The sequence below is a fragment of the Magnetococcales bacterium genome, assembly GCA_015231755.1.
Taxonomy (GTDB): Bacteria; Pseudomonadota; Magnetococcia; order Magnetococcales; family Magnetaquicoccaceae; genus Magnetaquiglobus.
Map to the genome: position 1 here is coordinate 1 of JADGAZ010000016.1, position 25,854 is coordinate 25,854.

General features: G+C 58.9%; 21 protein-coding genes and 1 tRNA gene. 10 read left to right on the forward strand and 12 right to left on the reverse strand.

The features are described from left to right. Window positions 1-216, forward strand: a 216-nt coding sequence (locus HQL98_11300; GenBank protein ID MBF0272635.1) for a hypothetical protein, incomplete at its 5' end; no start/stop codon positions are given. Between the two features lie 474 nt (window positions 217-690). On the opposite strand, the gene HQL98_11305 is transcribed toward HQL98_11300, so the two are convergent. Together HQL98_11305 and HQL98_11310 are read right to left on the reverse strand one after the other, a co-directional pair. Continuing rightward, window positions 691-780 (reverse strand) — tRNA-Ser (locus tag HQL98_11305). Between the two features lie 55 nt (window positions 781-835). After that, complete coding sequence (locus HQL98_11310; protein ID MBF0272636.1) at window positions 836-2,197, reverse strand: cbb3-type cytochrome c oxidase subunit I; 1,362 nt, start codon at window positions 2,195-2,197, stop codon at window positions 836-838. A gap of 246 nt (window positions 2,198-2,443) precedes the next feature. Between HQL98_11310 and HQL98_11315 the strand changes: the two genes are divergently transcribed. The 4 genes from HQL98_11315 (at window position 2,444) to HQL98_11330 (ending at window position 6,251) form a co-directional block, all read left to right on the forward strand. Next, window positions 2,444-2,878 (forward strand): hypothetical protein, encoded by a 435-nt coding sequence (locus tag HQL98_11315; GenBank protein ID MBF0272637.1) that lies wholly within the window; start codon window positions 2,444-2,446, stop codon window positions 2,876-2,878. A gap of 24 nt (window positions 2,879-2,902) precedes the next feature. Next, window positions 2,903-4,717 (forward strand): translational GTPase TypA, encoded by a 1,815-nt coding sequence (gene typA / locus HQL98_11320; GenBank protein MBF0272638.1) that lies wholly within the window; start codon window positions 2,903-2,905, stop codon window positions 4,715-4,717. A gap of 42 nt (window positions 4,718-4,759) precedes the next feature. Beyond that, entirely contained in the window at window positions 4,760-5,680 is a 921-nt protein-coding gene (locus tag HQL98_11325; protein MBF0272639.1) for a sel1 repeat family protein, read from the forward strand. A 301-nt stretch (window positions 5,681-5,981) separates the two neighbouring features. Further along, window positions 5,982-6,251, forward strand: a complete 270-nt coding sequence (locus tag HQL98_11330; GenBank protein MBF0272640.1) for a hypothetical protein — start codon at window positions 5,982-5,984, stop codon at window positions 6,249-6,251. 189 nt (window positions 6,252-6,440) lie between these two features. Here HQL98_11330 and wecB read toward each other — a convergent pair whose 3' ends face one another. The 3 genes from wecB to HQL98_11345 are packed head-to-tail and all read right to left on the reverse strand — an operon-like array spanning window position 6,441 to window position 9,445. Further along, entirely contained in the window at window positions 6,441-7,571 is a 1,131-nt protein-coding gene (wecB, locus tag HQL98_11335; GenBank protein ID MBF0272641.1) for a UDP-N-acetylglucosamine 2-epimerase (non-hydrolyzing), read from the reverse strand. After that, on the reverse strand, window positions 7,564-8,577 hold the full coding sequence (locus HQL98_11340; GenBank protein MBF0272642.1) for a polysaccharide biosynthesis protein: 1,014 nt from the start codon (window positions 8,575-8,577) through the stop codon (window positions 7,564-7,566). Before HQL98_11340 ends, wecB begins: the two co-directional genes overlap by 8 nt. A gap of 13 nt (window positions 8,578-8,590) precedes the next feature. Further along, window positions 8,591-9,445 carry an SDR family oxidoreductase gene (locus HQL98_11345; GenBank protein MBF0272643.1) on the reverse strand — a complete coding sequence of 285 codons (855 nt, stop codon included), beginning with the start codon at window positions 9,443-9,445 and terminating at the stop codon, window positions 8,591-8,593. A gap of 436 nt (window positions 9,446-9,881) precedes the next feature. On the opposite strand from HQL98_11345, the gene HQL98_11350 reads away from it, so the two are divergent. The 5 genes from HQL98_11350 (at window position 9,882) to HQL98_11370 (ending at window position 16,470) form a co-directional block, all read left to right on the forward strand. Continuing rightward, the gene (locus tag HQL98_11350) at window positions 9,882-12,437 is read left to right on the forward strand and encodes an SEL1-like repeat protein (protein MBF0272644.1); all 2,556 of its coding nucleotides are present in this window, start codon (window positions 9,882-9,884) and stop codon (window positions 12,435-12,437) included. Between the two features lie 45 nt (window positions 12,438-12,482). After that, window positions 12,483-13,673 (forward strand): hypothetical protein, encoded by a 1,191-nt coding sequence (locus HQL98_11355; GenBank protein MBF0272645.1) that lies wholly within the window; start codon window positions 12,483-12,485, stop codon window positions 13,671-13,673. A 16-nt stretch (window positions 13,674-13,689) separates the two neighbouring features. Further along, a complete protein-coding gene (locus HQL98_11360) occupies window positions 13,690-14,532 on the forward strand; it encodes an aldo/keto reductase (protein ID MBF0272646.1) in 843 nt (280 codons plus the stop codon). A gap of 70 nt (window positions 14,533-14,602) precedes the next feature. Next, entirely contained in the window at window positions 14,603-15,313 is a 711-nt protein-coding gene (locus HQL98_11365) for a TIGR00266 family protein (GenBank protein MBF0272647.1), read from the forward strand. Window positions 15,314-15,360: 47 nt separating this feature from the next. Then, window positions 15,361-16,470 (forward strand): DNA alkylation repair protein, encoded by a 1,110-nt coding sequence (locus HQL98_11370; GenBank protein MBF0272648.1) that lies wholly within the window; start codon window positions 15,361-15,363, stop codon window positions 16,468-16,470. 89 nt (window positions 16,471-16,559) lie between these two features. Here the strand turns inward: HQL98_11370 and HQL98_11375 are convergent, their stop codons facing one another. From HQL98_11375 to meaB, 7 genes are all read right to left on the reverse strand, one after another. After that, window positions 16,560-18,437, reverse strand: coding sequence for a propionate--CoA ligase (locus HQL98_11375; protein ID MBF0272649.1), 1,878 nt, complete (start codon window positions 18,435-18,437; stop codon window positions 16,560-16,562). Between the two features lie 29 nt (window positions 18,438-18,466). After that, on the reverse strand, window positions 18,467-19,462 hold the full coding sequence (locus tag HQL98_11380; GenBank protein MBF0272650.1) for an oxidoreductase: 996 nt from the start codon (window positions 19,460-19,462) through the stop codon (window positions 18,467-18,469). 247 nt (window positions 19,463-19,709) lie between these two features. After that, a complete protein-coding gene (locus HQL98_11385; GenBank protein ID MBF0272651.1) occupies window positions 19,710-20,885 on the reverse strand; it encodes an acetyl-CoA C-acetyltransferase in 1,176 nt (391 codons plus the stop codon). A gap of 21 nt (window positions 20,886-20,906) precedes the next feature. Then, window positions 20,907-21,320 carry a methylmalonyl-CoA epimerase gene (mce, locus tag HQL98_11390; protein ID MBF0272652.1) on the reverse strand — a complete coding sequence of 138 codons (414 nt, stop codon included), beginning with the start codon at window positions 21,318-21,320 and terminating at the stop codon, window positions 20,907-20,909. Window positions 21,321-21,341: 21 nt separating this feature from the next. After that, on the reverse strand, window positions 21,342-23,300 hold the full coding sequence (locus tag HQL98_11395) for an acetyl/propionyl/methylcrotonyl-CoA carboxylase subunit alpha (protein MBF0272653.1): 1,959 nt from the start codon (window positions 23,298-23,300) through the stop codon (window positions 21,342-21,344). A gap of 16 nt (window positions 23,301-23,316) precedes the next feature. Beyond that, window positions 23,317-24,861: an acyl-CoA carboxylase subunit beta gene (locus HQL98_11400; protein MBF0272654.1), complete on the reverse strand. Its 1,545-nt coding sequence runs from the start codon at window positions 24,859-24,861 to the stop codon at window positions 23,317-23,319. After that, window positions 24,845-25,852 (reverse strand): methylmalonyl Co-A mutase-associated GTPase MeaB, encoded by a 1,008-nt coding sequence (meaB, locus tag HQL98_11405; GenBank protein ID MBF0272655.1) that lies wholly within the window; start codon window positions 25,850-25,852, stop codon window positions 24,845-24,847. Before meaB ends, HQL98_11400 begins: the two co-directional genes overlap by 17 nt. Window positions 25,853-25,854: the final 2 nt, after the last annotated feature.

Consider the following 25,854-nt stretch of genomic DNA (forward strand, 5'->3'; position numbering starts at 1 on the left):
GACTTTGCTGATATTGTTAACCTATTTGACGCCTTTGTTGAAATCTCATGGCATTTGACGGGGTATGGCACGCCGAAGGAGTGGGCGAGTGCGCGTTACCTCTTTGTCCTCCTGCTGACCGAGGGGGATGCGCTGTTTTTGGGTGTCGGGCTGGCCGGTTGCGGTGAAATCTCTGCTCTGTTCGTAATTTCACTTCATCAACCGGCATCAGACTGAAACGGTTTTATCAACGGGCTGCTACGCATGATGACCATGGGTAACCATTTCGATAGGAACCTGTTTGCCCGTAGCCCTAGAGAAAAAAGTGAATTGTTTCAGCGTGATTTGGAGATTCTGACAGTTTCCATTAGTTGCTGAGATCCTTGCGTCTCTGCCCTGCCATTCTCCCTCTCCATGATACAGAAGCGTTCGATTGTGGTCTCTCTCGCCCCCCATCTCCCTATTCGAACCGGGTATTTGAAAACTCCAACAAAATCGCGGGTGGGGTTGAACCCCACTCACCCCCGGTGCGTGGAGTCGGAATGGAGAAGAGAGGGCAAAATGGAGAGTTCGGGGGCCGAAATGGCATTGGGCAGGCGAAAAACAGGGCGGGATCTTCTCTAAGGCTGTTTCGTAACTGTTGAATTTGTTGGGGAAATTTCAGGAGCGCGCCAGCGCGTTGACAACTAAAGAATGATAGATAAAACTAAATGGCGGAGGAGCAGGGATTCGAACCCTGGGTGGGGTCACCCCCACAACGATTTTCGAGACCGTCCCATTCGACCACTCTGGAACTCCTCCGCAGGACTGAAGCAGCGGTCAAGGGTGAGATGTTTACCTCATTGGCTTGGGTTTGTCAAGTCTCGGACCGGGGGTTGCGAATGGTACGATAGCAGATCACCAGAAACAGGATGCCACCGATTACGGCAATCAGGCCGCCGGCGCCGGTCAAGCCCATGGCAGCCTTTTTGGTGAGGGTTTCCAGTCCCTGGGCCTCGCCGGCGGTTTTGCGTTGGATGCCCAGCATGCCCGACCAAGCCAGCCCGGCGACGTGCAACAAGGAGCCGCCGCCATACAGCCACAACTGTCGGGTCGCCCATTTCCGGTTTGGCACGTTGAATCCCAGACCGGGCAACAGGTGATAGGTCAGGCCCATATAGGCCACGGTCACCGAGACGATGGAGCCATGATAGTGGGAGGGAATGGTGACATTGATCCCCTGAATCAAAAATCCGATCACACCACCCACCCCGAACAGCACCAAGGAGAGAATCAATGCCAGTCGCAAGGGCTGAAAACGAATGTCGGGAGCGGTTTTTTTCCAGGCCATGAAGGCCGCCAATCCGGCGGGCAGGGCGGCGACACCGCCACCGTATTTCATCAAGTCGGCGAAGCCCGCCTGAAATCCCGGATCCCCGGGGATGAAACGCCAGTGCAGGATCGGCGCCAGGGCCACGGGCAGGGCGCCAAGCAGGAACAGGAAGGCCATTACCCGAGGGGTCAGACTGGGCATGCCCCCGGAGGCCGAAGCCAGCCACAACCACGCGACGATCACCAGTTGGGTATGGGTGAATTGCAGCACATGCCCGCCACCCCAGAACAAAGCCTCGTAGAAGATCACCCCGTCGAGTCCCTTGGTCAGGACTCGATAGCTCCATACCCAGGTGAGCAGCGAAATGATCAGGATGAGCAGACCGGTGCGTAGCCCGAAGCGTAACGCCCCCGCGCCTTTCGACCATCCTTCGGAAGGGCGTGAGACCAGCAGGGCGTAAAGGCTCATCACGCCGACCCCGGAGAGAAAAAGGATTAGGCCGAGGAAAAAGGCGCTGTTTTCGAGTACCGGCACATAGTTGTTCATGTAAGGGGCATCGGCCCCCAGAAACGGTGAAAAGGTGATCAGAAGGGCGCCTGTGGCGGCCACCCCCAAGGCGGCCAGTCCGATTCGTCCGGCTCCTTCCCGGAGGTTTAAACAAGCCAGCAGACCAGCGAAGGACAAAAACCATACCAGCACGGACAGATCGACATGAATCACCAGAGCGGTTTTGAAGGATCCGGTCCAGGGGATCATGTCATGGATCACCGGCATGCGGGCGATCAGAATCAGAATGACCACCAATCCGGCCCCGATCAGGGAATAAAGGGCCAGAAAGAGCCAGCCCACAGCCAGACGGCGCGCCGAACCGTCAGGAATCGGAAGGGTGTAATCATGATCCGTCATTTTGCGGGTGATCCTTTTTGCTTGGGAAAACCGGTCGATAAAGAAAGTGCGTATTGTATCCGGTTCGGGGCGGTTTGTCTTCCCTTTTACCGGTTGTCTTCCGGGGATCGGGGGATGGAGAATCCGCCGATCTTTGTGATAAGTTCCTTGCTCAAACCGGCTGGAGTCTGTCATGATTCGAGGTTCGCTCCCGTTCGTAGAGCATTCACCCGGTTTGATCTCCTTGGATTTCAGGCATGCCCCGGAATGAAACGTCCATTGTCCGACCCAGCATCCAGCCGTATTGACACGGCCCGTTTTGAGCAACTGCCCGATTTGTCCCTCTCCGAGGCGGCCTGGCTGGCCGGTGTCGCGGAAGAGGCGATGCAACGGTATCTGGAAGAGTCCAATACCCATTCCAATGCTGATGGTTTGCCTTTGTCCTCCCTGATGCGTGCGCTTTTCATGCTTCTGGGACGCAAAGAGACTCAGGCTTCCATGCTGCGACAACAACTCACCGCTGCCCTGGAAAGGGAACGGGAGCTTTCCGATACGTTGCGGACCGGATTGTTGGGTTCCGGCATTCCCTCGACGCGGGTGACGGAACCTCTCCCGCGTTTACCCGACCCTCGCCGGGTCGAACCTCCGGCTCAGCCGGTCAAAGCGGCCCCACCTGCGGCCAAAAAGAAAAAAAAGAAATGACCGCACCCATCAAGGAAATTCATCGTGCTTGACTTACTGCGCAACATCGCCATCATCGCCCACGTGGACCATGGCAAGACCACCCTGGTTGATAAACTGCTTCAACAATCCGGCACACTCGCCCAGCGGGGCGATGTCCAGGAACGGGTGATGGATTCCAACGACCTGGAACGGGAACGGGGAATCACCATTCTGGCGAAGAATACCGCCATCCAATGGCGGGAATATCGTATCAATATTGTGGACACTCCTGGCCATGCCGACTTCGGTGGTGAGGTGGAACGGGTGCTTTCCATGGTGGACTCGGTGCTGCTGCTGGTGGATGCGGTGGATGGTCCCATGCCTCAGACCCGTTTCGTCACCCGCAAGGCGTTTGACATGGGATTCAAGCCCATCGTGGTGATCAACAAGGTGGACCGGGATGGCGCCCGGCCTTTGTGGGTGCTGGATCGCACGTTCGATCTGTTCGATCGTCTGGGTGCCACGGATGAGCAGTTGGATTTTCCGGTGGTGTACGCCTCGGCTCTCGAAGGGTGGGCGTCGTTGCAGCCCGATGTCAAAGGTCGGGACATGGAAGCCCTGTTTGAAACCATCGTGGACCGCACGCCACCTCCCACGGTGGAGTTGGATGGCTATTTCCGTATGCGGGTTTCGGCGCTGGATCACAGCAATTATGTGGGAATCATCGGCATTGGCCGGGTGGAACGGGGCACGGCGGTGGCCAACAGCCTGGTGACCGTGGTGGCCCCGGACGGACAGCGTCGCAACGGCAAAATTGCCAAGATTTACAGCTTTCTCGGCCTGGAGCGCATCGAGGTGCAGTTTGCCCGGGCCGGCGAGATCATCGCCTTCACCGGGGTGGAAGGGTTGGGGATTTCCGACACTCTGTGTCATGTCGAGCATGTCGAGCCGTTGCCGGCTTTGGCGGTGGACCAGCCGACGGTGAGCATGACCTTTCAGGTCAACGACTCTCCCATGGCGGGTCAGGAGGGGAAATTCGTCACCAGCCGTCAATTGCGGGAGAGGCTTTTCAAGGAGTTGGAACACAACGTCGCCCTGCGGGTCGAAGAGACCGACAACAGCGATCGTTTCCGGGTATCGGGTCGGGGGGAGCTGCATCTGTCCATTCTGATCGAGAACATGCGGCGCGAAGGGTACGAACTGGGAGTCTCCCGGCCCGAGGTGATCCTGCGCAACATCGACGGGGAGTTCAAGGAACCATACGAATACCTCACCGTGGATGTGGAGGAGACCCATCAGGGTCCGGTCATGGAAGCGTTGGGCATGCGGCGTGGCGATTTGAAGGATATGGTTCCGGATGGTCGGGGTCGGGTCCGGCTCGATTATATCATTCCCGCCCGTGGCCTGATCGGTTTCCAGACCGAATTCCGGACCATGACCTCGGGAACTGGTCTGATTTCGCGGATTTTCCATGAATACGGTCCCCTGACCCAGGCCAATCTGGGAGGACGCCGCAACGGGGTGCTGATCGCCATGGATGTGGGCAAGACCGTGGCTTATGCCTTGTGGAACCTTCAGGAACGGGGCCGTCTGTTCGTGCCTCCGGGGGTTCCGGTCTACGAGGGGATGATCATCGGCATCAACAGTCGCAATCAGGATCTGGTGGTCAATCCCATGAAGGGCAAGCAGTTGACCAACATTCGCGCATCGGGTTCCGACGACGCCATTTTGCTGACCCCGCATATGAACTACTCTTTGGAGCAGTGCCTGGAGTTCATCAACGACGATGAACTGGTGGAGGTGACTCCCAAGAGCCTGCGCATGCGCAAGAAATTGCTCAAGGAACACGAACGCAAGAGGGGGCAGCGCGGGGTCTGACGATTTTGTCATGGTTGGAAAAGGGGAGGGGGGGCCAAGAGAATGATGACACGAAAGGAAGTGGCAACACTGCGGGAGGCGGCGGAGCAGGGTGAGGCCAAGGCCCAATGTCAACTTGGCACCCTGCACCTCAAGGGGGATCAGGATGGCGTCTCCAAGGATGACAAGGAGGCGTTGAAGTGGTTCCGGTTGGCGGCTGAACAGGGGCATCCCCTGGCCCAGCAGAATCTGGGCATGCTGTATCATCAGGGCAAGGGGGTGCCGAAGAATGGTCCTTTGGCCATCAAGTGGTTTCGTCTGGCCGCCGAGCAGGGCGCGGTACACGCTCAGTACAATCTGGGGGTGATCCTGGAGGCGGGCAAACTGGTTCCGGTCAATCTGCAGGAGGCGGTCCGGTGGTTTCGTCTGGCCGCCGAGCAGGGCAATGCCCACGCCCAGTATCATTTGGGTCTGAGCCATCGTCAGGGCAAGGGAGTGCCCAGGGATGAGCGGGAGGCGGTTCGGTGGTTTCATCTGGCCGCCGAGCAGGGATTGGCTTTGGCCTGTTTCAATCTGGGACTGATGTACGATGCCGGAGAAGGCGTGGCCAAATCCTCCCAACTGGCATTGAAATGGTTCCGGGCGGCTGCCGATCAAGGTTTGGCTCAGGCCCGGCTACAGTTGAGCCGGGTTTACAGCGAAGGCCGGGGGGTGGACCGGGATGACGCGGAGGCGGCCCGCTGGTGTCGTCAGGCCGCCGAACAGGGATATGACATGGCCCAGTTGAACTATGGTTGCATGCTCGCCATGGGGCAGGGGGTGCCGGAAGATCATGCCCAGGCCTACATGTGGCTGGAGTTGGCCGCCATGCAGGGCAACGCCGAGGCCGTCGCGCGGCGGGATCACTTGGCAGAGGTGATGAGTCCGGTCCGCATCGGACAGGCCCAATCCCGGGCGCGCCAGTGGAGACCCGCCGGACGTTGAACGATCCCTGTTTTGGAGGAATATAAACTTTTGAAAGAAAAGAAGGGGTCTGGGGAATTCATTCCCCAGGGTCTTGGTTTTTTTTAATTAATAAAATTTTGTGTTTTTAAAGTCCCAAGGGCTTCGCCCTTGGATTCCACCAGGGGCCATTGGCCCCTGGACCCCATCAGTGAGTCAAATCACGTACTTTCGTGACGTGCTGGTCTTTTTTTTGCATCGTGATGGATGGTCCATCTTGAGTTGATGCGTCTTTTGACGCTGACAAGGATGATCACTATCTTAAGCCATCAGGGGACAAACGATGCACGCTTCCACCCTCTCCGATTCCATGCGTTTGACCAATCCGGGGCTGCATGCCCAGGCTTTGCTCGAAGCCAACGAGGAGCGGATCAATGCCCTTCACCACACCCTGAAACTGCTCGAAAGCGAGCGCCGCACCCTGTGTGGTCAATTGCAGAGTCAGGTTGGTCTTTCGGCCAGCGAAATCAATTGGTTGTTTCGTCCCGCCGCCCCTCTGGGGGAACACCACTATTTCGCGGACCGTCTTGGCGTGATGCACGGAAGCTGTTAAAGAAAAGCTTTCCCGCCATCGATGGATGACCCCGGGCGGCAGGAGGTGGCGCCGCCCGGGGTTGGTTTATTGCAGGTTTGGGCTGGAACGTCGGTGATTTTGACCCATGGCCAGAATTTCCGGTGTTTCATCTGTCTTCAAAGCGGGTGCCAAGCGGCATGGAGTTTATTGCCGCTCTCTGCGGTCGCATCAATGGGGCGCCGACCACACGGTCCGGTTCACATAGTCGATATAGCTCAAGACAATGCGCAGCATCTGTTTGGAGACGGCTCCGGCTTCGTAGTCTGCCACGGGCCGCATGACCCGTTTGGTCCGGTCGTGCTGGGCGATGATCACCCGGACCGCATCCAGCACCCGATCTTTTTTCAGTCCGCTCATGATCAGTGTGCCCACATCCATTCCTTCCGGACGCTCATGGGCGTTGCGAATGGTGATGGCGGGCAGATTCAGCAGGGATCCTTCCTCGGTGATGGTGCCGCTGTCCGACACCACGCACAACGCCTCCATTTGCAACTTGATGTAGTCGCAGAAGCCGAAGGGTTTGAGAAATTGAATGTGGCGGTTCAACTGGCCCAGTTGCAGTGCGTCGAGCCGTTTCCGGGTGCGGGGGTGGGTGGAAACGATCACCGGAATGTTGTACTGCTCCGCCAGGGCGTTGAGGGTTTCGACCATATCCAGCAGGTTTTGCGGGGTATCGACATTCTCTTCCCGATGGGCGCTGACGATGAAAAATTGACCCGCTTTCAGTCCCATGCGTTGCAGCGCATCCGACTGTTCGATTTTCGGCATGTAGTGATCCAGCACCTCACGCATGTGGGAGCCGGTCTTGATGATGGTCTCGGGACGGATGCCTTCGGCGATCAGGTAACGGCGGGCATGCTCGGTGAGCACCAGATTGATGTCGCTGAGGTGGTCGAGGACCTTGCGGTTCAACTCTTCCGGCACCCGCTGGTCGAAGCAGCGGTTGCCCGCCTCCATGTGGAACACCGGAATCTTGCGGCGTTTGGCGGCAATCACCGCCAGACAGGAGTTGGTATCCCCGTAGAGCATCACCCCATCCGGTTTTTCCTGTTCCATCACCAAGTCGGCCTTTTCGATCACCCGGGCAATGGTCTGGGCCGCATTTTCCCCCACCGCTTCGAGAAAATGATCCGGTTTGCGGATTCCCAGGTCTTCAAAGAACAGTTGGTTCAGTTCATAGTCGAAGTTCTGGCCGGTATGCACCAGAATGTGTCGGGTGTGTTGGTCGAACTCGGCAATCACCCGGCTCATCTTGATCAGTTCGGGCCGAGTGCCCACAATGGTCATGATTTTAAACATTTTTCAATTCTTCCTTGATGTAATCCAGTTTCATCAGCAACGTTTTGACCTGTTCCACATTCAGGCGATGGGTGCTGTGTGACGTGTAATCGTCCTGATGCGAAATTTTTTCTTCGCCTTCGCTGAAATATTTCGCGTAGTTGAGATTGCGGTTGTCGGCGGGGATGCGATAGTACCCCCCCAGATCCTGGGCATGGGCCATCTCTTCCCGGGAGATGAGGGACTCGTACAGTTTTTCTCCGTGACGGGTTCCGATGATGCGAATCGGGTTGTCCTTCTGGAAGAGTTCCTGGAGCGCCTGCGCCAGAACCGCCACGGTGGAAGCCGGGGCTTTTTGCACGAAGATGTCCCCCTGCTGGCCGTGCTCGTAGGCGTACAGCACCAGATCCACCGAGTCTTCCAGAGACATGAGGAAGCGGGTCATGTTGGGATCGGTCACGGTCAGGGGTTTGTTTTCCTTGAGCTGGGAGACGAACAGCGGAATCACCGATCCACGGGAGGCCATGACATTGCCATAGCGGGTGGCGCAGAATACTGTTTCTCCTTCTTCTTGCATGCGGGCCTTGGCGATCATCAATTTTTCCGCCATGGCTTTGGAAATGCCCATGGCGTTGATGGGATAGACCGCCTTGTCCGTACTCAGCACCACCACCCGTTTGACCCCGTTGGCCGTGGCGGCGTTCAACACGTTTTCGGTGCCGGTCACGTTGGTGCGTACCGCTTCCATGGGATAGAACTCACACGAGGGCACCTGTTTCAGGGCGGCGGCATGGAAGACATATTCCACCCCTTTCATCGCCTGATGCACGCTGTCGTAATCCCGGATGTCGCCGATGTAGAACTTGAGCTTGTTGTGATTCATCGCGATGCGCATGTCTTCCTGCTTTTTTTCATCGCGGCTGAAAATGCGGATTTCGCGCACATCGGTCTTCAGAAAACGATTGAGCACGGTATTCCCGAAAGAACCCGTGCCACCTGTGATCATCAGCACTTTATCTTTGAACATGGCAGGTCCAGGCTTATTGGTAGGTATGCATGATGTGGATCAATTCAGGCCACCCGGGGGCGTGATAGCCTGTCGCCAGTTGAAAGCGTTGCGCGTTGAGGGAGCGGTCGATGACCAGACGGTCATCCGCTTCGATCTCGATGGTTTTGCCATACACGTCGGCGATCAGGCGCAGCAGGTCGAACTTGTTGATCGGTTCCGCCGCGACATGATACAGACCGGACAGTTCCGGATTGGGGATCACCACATCACGAATCACCTGGGCGAAAACCACCGTGGGCAATCCGGAAAAAATGGCGCGGGTGAACCCCTTGCAGCGTCCCTGCTGGGCCAGGAACCAGTCCAGCAGGCCGTATTGGCTTTGCAGTTCGTGTCCGATGGTAGAGGTGCGCAGGGTCACGGCGCCGGGCTGGTGGAGTTCCCCCAGGGCTTTGGATTTGCCGTAAACATCCCGGGCGTCGGCGAAATCCGACTCCACATATCCGCCTTTCTCGCCGGAAAAGACACAATCGGTGCTGACATGGATCAAGCGGGCGCCCGCCAGTTTGCACACTCTGGCCAGACGGTGGGGCATCAGGGCGTTGATGGGCAGGGTGATCAGTGGATCATCTGCTTCGGGTTTGTGTTTGGTCAGGCCGGCGCAGTTGATTACCACCTGGGGGCGAACGCGGTCCAGGACGGAAACCAGGGAATCGAAGGCTTCCAGCTCAATGCCGTGGATCAACCGGTCGGCGATGGGAGGGGCAAAGAACCGTTTCACCGTCGGATCGCGGACGCTGCCAAACACCTCCCAGTCCTGTTTTTCGCTGAGCACACGCAGTACGGTACTGCCGATCATGCCGCTGGCACCCAACACTAATGCTTTCATGATGACGCCTTGGAACCGTTTCAGTTAACGAGTATTTCCGGTCGGGTGACAGGTTTCGGGTGATTCGTTTCCTCACACAGCGGGTTCCCGGATGTGGTCGATGCGGATGGGCCGCGGTCGCTCAAGCGGGGGATGATGCTGGATGTGGGTGACACGATTGAGAATCGTCTGACGATTTTGGTGATGCCTCCAGATGGATAATTTTCTCAAAGAGCGGTTGCAGTGTCAATGGTGGAGGGACATTCCCCGGGAATGGGAATTCCGATTCGGGTTGATGGTACGCCTTCCGGTTTTTTGGACCGTGGGTTTTCGACGGTTGAGTGGATTATGCGGCGTTCGGTTTTTTTATTGATCAGAACCCTTGGCAGTGTCAGCCTTGTGAGGCACACTTTAGAGTGCTAAGTCGCAATTTTTCAAACCGTCAAGAGGGTGAATCATGAGCATACCCGGATCGGCTTTTGACCGATTGAGTGGCGATCTGACAATGGATGATTTCCGGAACATCGTAGATCAGGCAGAGCAGGGGGATGCCGAAGCGCAATTTTTTCTGGGTTTCACCTCTCAGGACGGCGGGGATACGCCCCGGGACGATCAAAAAGCGGTATTCTGGTGGACCAAGGCGGCGCAGCAGGGACATGCCAAGGCCCAACTCAATCTGGGCATCATGTACGAAAACGGTCGTGCGGTTCCCAAAGACGACGAACAGGCGGCCTACTGGTATCGTCAGGCCTCCAATCAGGGGAACCCGGGGGCGCAACTGAATCTGGGTATTCTTTATGACGAGGGGCGTGGTTTGCCTTTGGATCCCAGACAGGCGGTGTTCTGGTGGAGCAAGGCAGCGGCGCAGGGCAATGTCGGTGCGCAGTTGAATCTGGGCATCATGTATGAAAAAGGACGCGGGGTCTCCCAGGATGATGTGCTGGCGGTCTACTGGTGGACCAAGGCGGCGGAACAGGGGAATGCCAGTGCCCGGTTGAATCTCGGCATTCTGTTTGAAGAGGGGCGCGGCGTGCCGCAGGACTCCGTCCGGGCGGTTTACCTGTGGAGCAAGGCGGCGGAACAAGGCGAGGCCAAGGCCCAGTTCAATCTTGGCGTCATGTACGAACAGGGACGCGGTGGTCTGCCCAAAGACGAGCAACAGGCTTTGCATTGGTGGCGCAAGGCGGCGGAACAAGGGTATCCGAAGGCCCAGTTCAACCTTGGTGTGGTGTACGAGCATGGCTCGGGGGTGCCACAGGATGGTCAGCAGGCGTTGTTCTGGTATCTCAAGGCGGCGGGAGAGGGGGAGTCCGAGGCTCAATTTAATCTGGGCGCCATGTTCGCCCAGGGACGGGGTGGGCTGCCCCAGGATGATGCCCAGGCGGTACACTGGTACCGCAAGGCGGCGGAACAGGGGCACGCGGAGGCCCAATACAATCTGGGCAACCTGTATGTGAAAGGACGGGGTCTCCCCAACGATGACGAACAGGCGGTCTTGTGGTGGCGACAGGCGGCGGAACGGGGGGATGTGCGGGCGCGGTACAATTTGGGGGTGATGCATGAAAGAGGCCGTGGCGGTTTGCCGCAGGACGACGAGCAGGCGGTCTTGTGGTGGCGTCTGGCGGCGGAACAGGGGGATGTCAAGGCCCAGTACAACCTCGGGGTGATGTACGAACAGGGTCGGGGCGGTCTGCCCAAAGACGGGGCGGAGGCGGTAGTCTGGTATCGTCAGGCGGCGGACCAGGAGAGTGTGGAAGCCCGTTTCAATCTCGGCATTCTGTACGAGCAGGGTGTAGAGGTGGATCGGGACGACTTTCAGGCGGTGTACTGGTTCAAGAAGGCGGCGGAACTGGGAGATGCCAAGGCCCAATACAATCTGGGGATTTTGTGCGGCCTGGGGCGGGGCGGGGCCAGAGACGACAGTCAGGCGGTCTTCTGGTTTCGTCTGGCGGCGGACCAGGGACACGCCAAGGCCCAGTTCAATCTGGGCATCCTGTACGAGAGTGGTCGGGGTGGATTGCCCAGGGATGATCAGCAGGCCGTATTCTGGTGGCGGAAAGCGGCGGACCAGGGCCATGCCAAGGCCCAGTTCAACCTCGGGATCATGTTCGAAAACGGTCGCGGGGTTTTGAAGGATTTCACCCAGGCCCAGTTCTGGTATCGCCAGTCGGCGGATCAGGGAAATGCCAAGGCCCAGTTGAATCTTGGCTTCATGTGTGCGGATGCCCGGGGCATGCCCAAGGATGACCGGCAGGCTTTGACCTGGTTTTTCAAGGCCGCGCAGCAGGGGGATCCCGTGGCCCAGTACAATCTGGGGATCGCGTATGATACTTGGTCGGAATTGGCCGCGGACGCCAAGCAGGCGGCATTTTGGTATCGTCAATCCGCCAACCAGGGACATGCCGGTGCCCAGTTCAATCTGGCGATCAAGAACGCCAACGGCGACGGTGTGCCGAAAGATATGATCCAGTCGGTCTACTGGTTCCACAAGGCGGCGGACCAGGGGCATGCCGGGGCGCAGTTCAATCTCGGGGTGATGTATGCCATCGGGCGCGGTGTGGCTCACAACGACGAGTTGGCGGTCAGTTGGTATCGCAAGGCGGCCCAGCAGGGAGAAGCCAATGCCCAGTCCAATCTGGGCTTCATGTACGAACACGGATACGGGGTGCAGAAAGATGACAAACAGGCCTTCTCCTGGTATCGTTTGTCGGCGGATCAAGGACATGCGGGAGCGCAAATGAATCTGGGCACCTTGTACCTCAATGGTCGGGGTGTGAGTCAGGATTACGTACAGGCGTATGCGTGGCTGGACTTGGCCGCGTCGCAGGGGTTGGGGGATGCCATGGAAACCCGTCAATCGATCACCCGACACATGTCCCCGGAGCAGATCGAGGCGGCGCAACAGATGGCGCACGCCTGGGCTGAGAAACGGCCCTTCCTGGCGAGTGATGCCGCTGTCGGTGGTCGTGTCGGCATGGTGGTGGACGGATTCAATGCAACCGTGCATTTTTGACATCCAAAGACTGACACGGTTTCCTGTGCGGAGCTGGATTCGCCCATGTTGAGAATTTCGACCATCTGGTTTCTTCTGGTGCTTTCCTCCCCCTGGATCGTCATGCTTGGGGAGGAGAAATACCAGGTTGACGGGTGGTTGGCGATTGGACTGTATGAATTTGATTTGGCGGATGGTCTGTTCCGTTCTCTTTATTATTTTGTTGTTACAGTCCCGATTATTATCATGTTGTATCTGGGCAGGCCGAAACCTCAGAAGAACAGAAAGTTCATCTTTACAACACGATTTACAATCAGGATGTATCATATTGCTTTCATGATTCTGTTTTGTCTGGTTGCCTTTTATTTCAATCTGGGTATCACCGGGGTGGAAACCGATACCGGAGGCTGGAGGCTGTCGGGAATTGCCCATTACATTAGAAGTTATATTTTTTTATTGATCATTGCTATCTATGTGTTCGGGAAGCGTCCTCCTTCTATTCTGATTATTTTTATCTATTCCACGATTTCGGGCATCACGGCGGGATCCCGTTTTGTCGCGGTGGCTCCTCTGATGTTGTACCTGATGCGGTTGTTTTATGGCGAGGAGGGGGTGAAGAGAAACATACATCTGGCACTTTCCATGTTGATGATGTTCGCGCTGTTCGCCGCGGTGACCACTTCCAGACTGGTCTTGTTGGACGACCATTATTCTTTCGAGAATCTCTTCTTGTTGATTTCAGAATTGGATATGGATGATGTGGAAATTCTGTACCAGGGGTTCAATCAGCTTTTCTTGCGGTTGGGATTGGGACGGGATGTGATTCTTTCCTACGAGGTGGGGGAGAGGGATATCTGTCATTATTATTATGGATTGTATTTTAATGCCAGTTCATGCTTCAATCCGCCAATGGATTTTTATGGGTTGAGCCTCGCAACGGATAAATTCTATTTGGGAAATCCGATGCTGAGTAGTGTCTTCGTGGTCTCGAATGAATTTTTTGTGAAAATGGGTGCGGCACTGTTGTACGGGCTTGAAGCTTTCTTGATTTGTTTTGTCGTCAATTATTGTTTGAGAGGGATCCCCATTGGTGCGATCCTGGTTCATCCATTGTATTTTCTGCTTGTAGTTTTTGTTCTGGTTGGCCCCATCTTTTTTGCTGTCTATTTGATGTATGCGATTATATTTCTTTCTGTTTCTTATATCGTTGTGACCCGGTTCTATCGCGCTTTGAGAGCCGGATTGCTCACCGGTTAATGTTGGTTTTTGGAGGATGATTGCACACAAGATGAATGGACCGATGATCCTTTATGGAACCGCCTGGAAAAAAGAGCAGACGGCAAGGCTGGTGGAAGAGGCCATTGATCTGGGCTTTCGGGCCATCGACACCGCCTGTCAACCCAGGCACTACCATGAGGCCGGAGTGGGGCAGGGAGTGGCGGCGTGTTTGCAACGGGGGGTGGCCCGGGCCGACCTTTATTTGCAGACCAAGTTCACCTCCCTGGATGGTCAGGATCCCCGCACCGTGCCTTATGATCCCAAGGCGCCTCTGGCGGAACAGGTGGTCCAATCCTTTCGGGTTTCTCTTGAGAATCTGCAAACCACCTATCTGGACTGTCTGGTCCTGCACTCCCCCATGCCCACGCTGGTGCAGACCCTGGAAGTCTGGCAGGTGATGGAGCGGTTGGTCGGGGAGGGGGGGGTGCGACAACTGGGTATCAGCAACTGCTATGATCTCAATCTGTTGGACGGTCTGACCAAAGCCGTCCGGATCAAGCCGGCAGTGGTCCAGAATCGTTTTTACGCGGCCACCGGATACGATCGGGGCATTCGTGCGTATTGTCGACAACAGGGGATGGTGTATCAAAGCTTCTGGACTTTGACCGCCAATCCTGCGCTTTTGTCCCATCCCGTCCTGACCGCCTTGGCCGGGCAGTATCAACGCACGGTCCCCCAGGTGTTTTTCCGCTATTTGACCCAGGTTGGGGTTTCCCCTTTGACCGGAACCACCTCGGCCACGCATATGCGCGAGGATCTGGAAATTTTTGCGTTCGAGTTGACCGAGGCCGATTGCCAAACCATCACGGTTTTGCTGGAGTCGGTGGAGCGGAATTGAACCGGCCCTGAAAAAGGCATAGGGGCGCAGTCATGTGGTTTTTCTTTGCGTGTCGATACAGGAGATTGTGATGTCGGAATTGACGATTACGGGTGAAATCGATCCGTTTTTGCACGTGGCGTTGCAAAAAGGGGAATCGATTCTGGCGGAGTCCAATGCCATGGTCATGATGGAAGAGACCCTGACCCTGGACGGAACCTTGGGAAATCAAGGCATTCTGGGATCTTTGGTCCGGCGTTTCGCCAACGAGGAGAGCATGTTTCAGCAAAAGATCACCGCCCAGAACGGGCCGGGGGATCTTTTGCTGGCCGCGCCTTTTCCGGGGGGCATGCATCTGCTGGATATCGGGCAGCGACAATTTTTTCTGGCCGATGGGGCTTTTCTGGCCTGCACCGAGGGGGTGGTTGTGAAATCGGCGACCCAGAGTCTGGGGCATGCCCTGTTTGGTGGCACCGGTGGATTTTTCATCCAGAAAACCGAGGGACGGGGCAAACTGGCGGTGGCGGCTTTCGGGTCGGTGTTTTTGTTGGATGTGAAGCCGGGACAGCCCCTCACCATCGACAACGAACACATCGTCGCCTGGGAAACCACCCTGGAATATGAGGTCTCCACCCCCAACAGCGGACGGGGTTTTCTGGGCGGTCTGTTGAGCGCGGCCACCAGTGGGGAGTCGCTGGTCTTGCGGTTCACCGGTCAGGGACAGATTCTGTTGGCTTCCCGCAACAAGAAAACCCTGGTGGCTTGGCTTGCGGAAAATCTGCCCAAGCCCAGCGGTTCGTAAACCGGTGAGGTGGGGCCGCCGGAGCGGCTTCAAAAGGGGTGAGCGCTTTGAAGTCCATTTTTGACGCGGCCCTGGCAACGGTCATGGCCGAGCGGGTGGCGGCCCATCATCCGGATTTCGACGCGGCCCGTTTTGTCGCGGCAGTGGTGGCGGACCTTCCCGGCCTGGAACTCAAGGCCCGAGTGCAACGTTTGGCCGATGGGTTGCGGGAGCATCTGCCTGCGGATTTTCCCGCAGCCCTGGCGATCCTGCTGGCCAGCATGGGCGCAGACGATGGCACGGGGGGAATCGAGGGCGAGGGGTATGACGGATTCCGCCATTGGCCGTTTTTGGACTTTGTGGGCCGCTACGGTCTGGACCATCCCGTTTTGGCCTTGGATGCTTTGGAGCGGATGACGCTTTATTTTAGCGCCGAGTTCGCCATTCGGCCTTACATTCTGAACCATCCAGAGTTGACCTTGCAGCGGATGGGTCAATGGACGCGTCATCCGGACTGGCGGGTGCGGCGTTTGGCTTCCGAAGGCTCCCGCCCCCGATTGCCTTGGGGGATGCGTTTGTCTCCTTTCATCGCGGATCCCTCCCTTGGCTTGGCCATCATCGAACCGTTGTGTGTGGATCCTCATCCCGTGGTGCGGCGTTCGGTGGCCAATCATCTCAACGATGTGGCCAAGGATCATCCCGTGCGGGCGGTAGAGACCGCGAGACGCTGGCAGGCCAACGGTGACGCCGGAACCCGTTGGATCGTGGGGCACGGGTTGCGCACCCTGATCAAACAGGGGGATCCGGGGGCTTTGGCGCTGATGGGTTTTGCTGCCGGTGGGCAACCCCCGACGGTAACGCTGTTTCGTTTGGAGCGGGAACGGATCGTGCTGGGGGAGAGTCTTGATTTCAGGGTGGATTTGTCCTGCCTGGAGGCGGGTCGTCTTTCCATCGATTATGTGGTTCATCATCAGCGCCAGCGGGGAACGCTTTCTCCCAAGGTGTTCAAGTGGGTCTGTCGGGAGGTCGCTTCTGGCCAGATCCTGCACCTTGAAAAACGTCATCCCATCCGACCCATCACCACCCGCCGTTATTATCCGGGGAGCCATCGTGTCGAGGTGGTGGTCAACGGGGTGGTGGTGTGCGGGGCCGGGTTTGAACTGGTGATGCCGGAGTGAGGATGGGGATGGGTTGAATCGTCCCACCCCGGCTTTGCAAGAGGCCCTTCTTAAAGGGCGCGAGCCGGGGTGGAACGATTTCCGGTGGATCAGCGGTGCTGCACGGCGTCGCGGATCACGTCGAGCATTTTGGAGTCTTCGATGGTGGGCAGTTCGCCGGGATCCCGTCCTTCGGCGATGGCCAGAATGGCCCGGCGGATTACCTTGCCGGAGCGGGTTTTGGGCAGGCCCGGCACCACATGGAGAAATTTGGGCTTGGCGATGCCGCCGATCTGACGGGCCACCACGGCTTTGAGTTCGTCTTCGGTGGGAATGGCGGCATGGCTCATCAACACCACGAAGGCTTCGATCTCCTGTCCTTTCAGATCATCCTTGATGCCCACCGCCGCGGCTTCCGCCACAGACGGATGGGTACACAAGGCTTCTTCCACCTCCCGCGTGCCCAGTCGGTGCCCCGCCACGTTGATGACATCGTCGTTGCGGCCCATGATGAAATAATAGCCGTCGTCATCGTAGATGGCATAGTCGAAGGTGGCATAGAGCATCTGCCGGGCGCTGGAAAAATAGGTCTGCACGAAACGGGCGTCGTCGCCCCAGATCGTGCTCATGCATCCCGGCGGCAAGGGAGGCCGGATCATCAGGGAGCCTTTGGTATTGGGACCCAGTTCGGCACCGCTTTCGTCCAGCAGCACCGTATCGTAGCCGAAGGCCGGTTTGGTCGGCGAGCCGAATTTCAATTCCATCAGCCCCAGACCGGCAAAATTGGTGAGGATCGGCCAGCCGGTTTCGGTTTGCCAGTAGTTGTCCACCACCGGGATGCCCAGGGCCTCGGTGACCCAGCGATGGGTCTCTTTGTCCAAAGGCTCTCCCGCCAGAAACAGGGTGCGCAACGAGGACAGATCGTGGGCGTGGATCCAATCGGCACCGGTTTTCTTCAGCAACCGGATGGCGGTGGGGGAGGTGAACAGGCAACTGACCCGATAATCGGCCACCAACGACCACCAGATGCCTGGATCGGGTCGGATGGGCAGACCTTCGTAGAGAATGGTGGTGGCTCCGGTGAGCAGTGGCGCGTAGACGATATAGGAATGCCCCACCACCCAGCCGATATCGGAACCGGCGAACATCACTTCACCGGGCTGCACCCCATAGATCCACTTCATCGATTGCCGCATGGCCACCATGTGACCACCGGTATCCCGCTGCGCCCCCTTGGGACGACCTGTGGTGCCGGAGGTGTAGAGGATATAGGAGGGATGGGAGGATTCAACCCATACCGGGGGCACTTCTCGGCCCGCATGGCGGGCGATGGCGGAGGCGAAGTCGATTTCGCCGTCGATCGGGCAGGGCGTTGCGGCCAATCCCCGATTGATCACCAGCACCTGTGGCCGGTCCACGGCGATGGCGGCCAGTCCTTCCACCAGCAGGGGCTTGTAGGGGGTCACTTTGCCTCCCCGCATGCCCGCGTCGGCGGTGATGATCAGTTTCGGACTGGCGTCGTCGATGCGGGAGGCCAGCGCCAGAGCGGCAAAACCGCCGAACACCACCGAGTGAACCGCGCCGATGCGCACGCAGGCCATCATGGCCACGATGGCTTCGGGAATCATCGGCAGATAGATCAACACCCGATCCCCGGAGACGATCCCCAATTCCAGCAGCAGGGAGGCCATTTCGTTGACCTGCCGGTAAAGCTCCCGATAGCTCACCTCCTGCCGTTGATCCACTTCGGTGGAGACCCAGATGATGGCGGTCTGATCGCCCCGTTCCTCCAGGTGACGATCCACCGCGTTGTAGCAGATGTTGGTCAATCCTCCCGGAAACCATTGGGCAAACGGGGGATTGTCGTAATCCAGCACCCGGTCGAAGGGTTTGTGCCAATGGATCAGTTCCGCCTGTTCCCGCCAGAAGGCTTCCCGGTCGTCGATGGAACGGCGATACATGGTTGCATACAGTTCTGCGTTGTTCATGCCCTGCCCACTCCTTGATTTGGAAAGTGTCATGCTGAAAAAGGATCGACCAGCACCCGTCCCCGTACCCGGCCGGTCAGGAGATCCAGACAGGCCGCCGGTGTTTGTGCCAACGAAACCGTGCGATCGATAAAGTGTGCATAACCATCCTGCGGGATGATCCGGGCCAGACGGTTCCAGGCCGCTTGGCGTGTCGCCGGAGCGATCATCACCGAATCGATCCCCTGCAAACGGATGTTGCGCAGGATGAATGGAAAGACCGAAGCGGGCAGGGAGGAGTCATCCGCCAGTCCACAGGCGGCCACCGTGCCGCCATGGCGAATGTGCTTGAGCACTCCCGCCAGGGTGGCCCCGCCGGCCACGTCGATGGCGCCGCTCCAGCGTTGGGCATCCAGGGGTTTGGTGGAGGCGGTCAATTCCGACCGGTGGATCACCGTGGTCGCTCCGAGTTGACGCAGATACTCTCCATGGGTCAACCGTCCGGTGGCCGCGCAGACCCGATAACCCAGTCGCGCCAGCAACACCACGGCCCAGCCGCCCACCCCGCCGGAAGCGCCGGTCACCAGCACCTCTTTGTCGTCGGGACGCACCCCTCCCGCCTCCAGGGCCGCCACCCCCAGCATGGCGGTCAGACCCGCCGTGCCCAGGAGCATGGCCTGTTCCAGGGTCATCTCCGCCGGCAGCGCGGTCAACCATTCTCCCGGCAGTCGGGCGTATTGGGCAAAGCCCCCGTGCCGGTTTTCCCCCATGCCGTATCCGGTGCCGATCACTCGGTCTCCCGGATGCCAGTCGGGATCGGTTGAGGTGACCACCTCCCCCGCCAGATCGACTCCGGGAACCATGGGAAAACGTCGGATGATCGGGCCTTTGCCGGTGACCGCCAGGGCGTCTTTGTAGTTGATGCCAGAGCGCGCCACCCGCACCACCACGTCTCCTGGCGGCAGATCGGACACCTCCAGGGTGGTCAGTTGGGGCTGGGTGGTTCCGGTTTCATCTTGTTCCAGCAGCAATACTGTGTTTTGCATCATGAAAGACCTTTTGCAATCGTCGTGACGGAACCGGGTCGGCAGGGAGGACCGGGGGCGCAGGTCAAAGGCAAAACCTTGGGAGAGGAATCTCCCAAACCCGCTCTTTTTTTTCAATGGTTGAAAAAATGAAAAGGTTGAAGGGGTCAGGATCGGGTCGGGTTGAGGGGAGGGATCCCCCTCAACCCGACGGTCAAACGATCCGAAAGCATCCGGCGCAATATGCGCTTGCGCCGGATTCAAGGCATCAGTCTCTGGCCACGCACAAGGCGATGCCCATGCCGCCACCGATGCACAGGGTCGCCAGACCCTTGCGGGCGTTGCGGCGTTGCATTTCGTACAGCAAGGTCACCAGAATGCGGGCACCCGACGCGCCCACCGGATGACCCAGGGCAATGGCGCCACCATTGACATTCACCTTGGACAGATCCCAGCCCATGTCCTTGTTGACCGCCAGGGCCTGCGCGGCGAAGGCTTCGTTGGCTTCGATCAGATCCAGGTCGTCGATGGTCCAGCCCGCCTTGGACAGGGCCAGACGGCTGGACGGAATGGGACCGGTACCCATGATGGCCGGATCCACGCCGCAAGAGGCCCAGGAAACAATGCGGGCCAGGGGTTGCAGACCCCGTTTGGCGGCGTTTTCCGCGCTCATCAGCACCGCCACCGCCGCGCCGTCGTTGATGCCGGAGGCGTTGCCGGCGGTCACGGTGCCTTCCTTGTCGAAGGCGGCCCGCAGCTTGGCCAAGCTCTCCGCCGTGGTGCCGTGCTTGGGATGCTCGTCGGTGTCGATGGTCACATCCCCTTTGCGGCCCGGAATGACCACCGGCACGATCTCATCCTTGAAACGGCCTGCCTTCTGGGCTGCTTCCGCCTTTTGCTGGGAAGCGGCGGCGAAGGCGTCCTGTTCGGCCCGGGTCAGCCCCCACTTCTTGGCGACGTTTTCCGCCGTGTTGCCCATGTGATAATTGTGAAAGGCGTCGGTGAGTGCGTCGCGGATCATGCTGTCTTGCATTTCGGCGGAACCCATCTTGGTGCCGTTGCGCAGATGCAGCAGATGGGGAGCCAGACTCATGCTCTCCTGACCGCCCGCCACCACGATCTCCGCGTCGCCCATGGAGATGGATTGATACCCGTTGACCACCGCCCGCAATCCGGATCCGCACAACTGGTTGATGCCATAGGCGGTCTTTTCGGCGGGAATGCCCGCGTTGACCGCGGCCTGACGGGCCGGGTTCTGACCGGCGCCAGCCGACAGAATCTGCCCCATCACCACCTCGGACACATCCGCCGGCGCCACTCCCGCCCGTTTCAGCGCCTCGACGATGGCGATTTCTCCGAGTTTGTGTGCCGGAACTGCGCTCAGGCCTCCTCCGAAAGCACCCACGGCGGTACGGGCAGCAGAGACAATCACAATATCACTCATTTTTTCAACTCCCTGTTTAGATTATGGATCCTGACTGGCTTGTTCCAGCTCCACCAACACTCCACCCATTCCTTTCGGGTGAAGGAAAACAACCGGTTTGCCATGCGCGCCGATTTTCGGTTCCGGGTCCAACACCTCCAGACCATGAACGCGCAACTGTTCCACCGCGGCCCGGATGTCGGCCACTTCGTAACAGACGTGATGCATCCCCCCGGAAGGATTGCGTTGCAGAAAACGAATCAGGGGGGAACGATCTCCCAACGGATGCAACAGCTCCACATTGGTATTGGGCAGGCGCACGAACACCACCGTGACCCCGAATTCAGGCAGGTCGCAGGGGGCATCCACCTGGGCGCCCAGGATCTCCCGATAGGTCGCCATCGCCTGGTCCAGATCCGGAACCGCCAGAGCCACATGGTTCAATCGTCCGATCATCGCGACCTCGGTTTTCTTCGATTATTCAAAGGTGAACAAGATGGCATCGGCTTCCACCGTGTCACCGGCCTTGACATGCACCACCGCCACCACGCCATCCTTTTCGGCCCGGATGGTGTTTTCCATTTTCATGGCCTCCAGCACGCACAACGGATCCCCCTGGGCCACTTTGTGCCCGGCCACCGTCATCACCTCGCGCACCAGTCCGGGCATGGGGGTGGTCAGGGATTTGGAGCTGCTGGTGCGCCGTTTTTCCGGCATGCGCTTGGCCATCGCGTATAAACGCCAGGGCCAGACCGTCACCTGTACCCGGCTTCCCCCGTGGGAGAGCTGATAGCCTCCCTCGATCCGTCGGATCCGGACCGTGCGGGGCTGCCCTTCGATCCGGAAGGTCGCCAGCCGTTGGCCGGGTCGATAGGATTTGTCTACCTCCAGCCGGGTTCCGTCTTCCAGGGTGATGAGATTGTCCCCTTCGCCCCATTCCACCGTCAGCCGAACCGCCTCGCCGGCCATCATCACGATCCACTCTTCCCGCGCCGGCGGCAAGGAGAGCAGCGCCTCTTCGGCCTGTTCGATGCTCACCGCCACCACGGCGAAAAATTGTTTGAGTTCGGGCGTCAGGGGAGCGCCGCCAAAACCGTCGGCATATTCTTCGGCGATGAAGGCCGTGGTAAGCTCTCCGGCCTGAAAGCGGGCGTGACCCAAGACCGCGTTGAGAAAATCGATATTGTGGGCCAAACCGTCGATGACATAATGGTCCAGGGCGGCGCGCATGGTGGCGATGGCGGTCTGGCGATCCTCGCCCCAGGTGATCAGTTTGGCGATCATGGGATCATAGTGGATCGATACTTCCCCGCCAGGAAAGACTCCGGTATCCACACGTACCCGTTCGTTCTCCTGGGGCGGTTGATGACGTACCAGCCGTCCCGACGAGGGCAGAAATCCCGCGTAGGGGTTTTCGGCGTAGATGCGGCTTTCCATGGCCCAGCCCCGCAAGGGAACCTCGGCCTGGGTGAAACCCAGTTTCTCCCCCCGGGCGATGCGGATCATCTGTTCCACCAGATCCAGCCCGGTGATCATCTCGGTGACCGGATGTTCCACCTGGAGCCGGGTGTTCATCTCCAGAAAATAGAACTGCCGATCCTCCCCCACCACGAACTCCACGGTACCCGCCGAAACATATCCCACCGCCTTGGCCAAAGACAGCGCCTGCTCCCCCATGGCGCGGCGCATGTCGGGATCGACAAAAGAGGAGGGAGCCTCTTCGATCACCTTCTGGTTGCGTCGCTGGATGGAGCACTCCCGCTCGTTGAGCCACACCCCGTTGCCGTGGGCGTCGCAGAGGATCTGGATTTCGATGTGACGGGGCTTTTCGATGAATTTTTCGATGAAGACCCGGTCGTCCTTGAAGTAATTGCGTCCTTCGCTGGAAGCCGAACGCCACCCTTCCATCACCTCCTGGTCGTTGCGGGCCAGACGCATCCCTTTGCCGCCCCCTCCCGCCGAGGCTTTGATCATCACCGGATAGCCGATCTGGCGGGCGATGGTCACCGCCTGTTCCGGGCTGTCGATGGTCTCCGGGTGGCCGGGAATGGTGTTGACGCCCGCCGCGTTGGCCAGTTTTTTTGAGGCGATCTTGTCGCCCATGGCGCGGATGGCCTCCGGCCCCGGACCAATGAACACCACGCCTTGTTCCCGGAGGGTTTCGCTGAAGGTGGCGTTTTCCGACAGAAAGCCATAGCCCGGATGCACCGCGTCGGCCTGGGTCTGGGCGATGGCGGCCAGAATGTTTTCCACCGCCAGATACGACGCGCTGCTGGCCGCCGGACCCACCCGTACCGCCTGATCGGCCTGACGGACATGCAAGGCGTCCCGGTCGGCGTCGGAATGGATGGCCACCGTGGCGATACCCATGCGGCGCGCCGTGCGGATGATCCGGCAGGCGATTTCGCCCCGATTGGCAATCAAGATCCTGCGCATGCTTCGCATCCCCCGGCTACAGTGGCAAATTGTCGTGTTTTTTCCAAGGATTGGTCAATTTTTTGCCCATCATGTTCTGCAGTCCCCGGATGACCCGGAAACGGGTATCGTGGGGCATGATGACATCGTCGATGAATCCTTTGCGCGCCGCGATGAAGGGATTGGCGAAATTGGCCGCATAGGCGCTGCTGACCTCCTTGAGTCGGGCTTCGGGGTCTTCGGCGGAGCGGATTTCGTTGCGGAAGATGATTTCCGCCGCCCCTTTCGGTCCCATGACCGCGATTTCGGCGTTGGGCCAGGCATAGTTGAGATCGCCCCGCAGATGCTTGGACGACATGACATCGTAAGCCCCGCCATAGGCCTTGCGGGTGATCACCGTCACCTTGGGGACCGTGGCTTCGGCGAAGGCGAACAGCAGTTTGGCCCCATGTTTGATGATGCCCCCCAACTCCTGTTGCAGACCGGGGAGAAAACCGGGAACATCCACGAAGGTGACCAGCGGGATGTTGAAGCAGTCGCAAAAACGCACGAAGCGGGCCGCCTTCACCGAACTGGCGATATCCAGACATCCCGCCAGCACCAGGGGTTGATTGGCGACGATGCCCACCGTGTGGCCATCCATGCGGGCGAAGCCGATCACGATATTTTTGGCGTATCCGGCCTGGACCTCCATGAAATCGTGGTTGTCCACCACCTTTTCGATCAGCTCTTTCATGTCGTAGGGGCGCAGTGGATCGTCCGGCACCAGGGTGTCCAGGGAGGGTTCCTGACGGCGGGGATCGTCTCCGGTGTCGATGCGCACCGGGGGGGCGAGATTGTTGTCCGGCAGAAACGAGTGCAGACGGCGCAACTGCTTGAGCAGAATCAGGTCGTTGCCGAAGGCGAAATCCGCCACGCCGGATTTGGTGGCATGGGTGTTGGCGCCTCCCAGTTGTTCGGCGGTCACCTCTTCGTGGGTGACGGTCTTGACCACCTCCGGTCCGGTCAAAAACATGTAGGAGGTGTCTTTGACCATGAGGATGAAGTCGGTGAGGGCCGGTGAGTAGACCGCCCCTCCGGCGCAGGGTCCCATGATCGCGGAAATCTGCGGCACCACCCCGGAGGCGAGTACGTTGCGTTGGAACACCTCCGCGTATCCGGCCAAGGATGCCACCCCTTCCTGGATGCGCGCCCCGCCGGAGTCATTGATGCCGATGACCGGCGCGCCGACCCGGACCGCCATATCCATGATTTTGCAGATCTTACGGGCATTGGTTTCGCTCAACGACCCCCCAAGCACGGTGAAATCCTGGGAAAAGGCGAACACCCGCCGTCCGTGAATGGTTCCGAAACCGGTCACCACCCCATCTCCGGCCACATGGGTATCCCCCATGCCGAAGTCGGCGCAGTTGTGTTCCACAAACATGTCCAGCTCTTCAAAGGAGCCGGGATCCATCAAGACATCCAGCCGTTCCCGGGCGGTCAGCTTGCCCCGGCGATGCTGGGCCTTGATCCGTTCCTCGCCGCCGCCCAGACGGGCCTGATCGCGGAGTTTGTCGAGCTTGTCAATGATTTCCCACATGATTTCCGTTCCCGCTGCCACCATGAACACGCAACATCCGTTCCGCCGCCACCACGGCTCCCACTTCACCCCGGCGCACCTGTGGTTCCAGTTCGGCGGCCAGTCGTTGTACCGCCGGATCGGCCAGAAATTGTTGCCGCAATCCGTCGTGAATTCGATCCCACATCCATCCGCTCGCCTGATGGAGCCGTTTTCTGGCCAGGGCGCCGTTGGCGGTCGTCTGACGTTGGAAGGTCAGCAGGGCTTCCAGGGTTTGATCGATGCCCCGTTCCTCCTGGGCGCTGACCATCAATACCCGAGGTTGCCAGCCATCGTCGTTTTTCCCGCGATGCAACAAAGGCAGGGCGGCGCTCACCTGGGCGTGGGTCAGTTCGGCGGCCTGGGTGAACACCCCGTCCGCCTTGTTGATCAGAATCAATCCGGCCAACTCCATGATGCCCCGTTTGATTCCCTGCAATTCGTCTCCCGCGTTGGGTAACAACACCAGCACGAAGAGATCCACCATGCCATCCACTTCGGTTTCGCTCTGGCCCACGCCCACGGTTTCCACCAGAATCAGCCCGTAACCCGCGGCTTCCAGCAGGGTCATGGTCTCCCGGGTACGCCGTCCCACCCCTCCCAGGGTGGTCCCCGCCGCGCTGGGGCGGATGAAGGCCAGGGGATGGGCGCTCAAGCGGGGCATGCGGGTCTTGTCCCCCAGAATGCTGCCGCCGCTGCGCCGGGAGGAAGGATCGATGGTCAACACCGCCGTGCGCAGTCCCCTGGCCACCGCGTGCAGTCCCAGGGTCTCGATCAGCGTGCTTTTGCCGGCTCCGGGAGGACCGCTGATGGCCACCCGCAAGGCCGGTTCATCCGGTGCGGGCAGGGATTCCAGCAGGGCCACCGCACGCCGGTCGTCGTCCGGTCGGCTGCTTTCCATCAAGGTGATGGCCTTGGCCAAGGCGCGACGCTCCCCGCGACGGATCCCTGCCGTCAACTCCGGCTCCGACATCA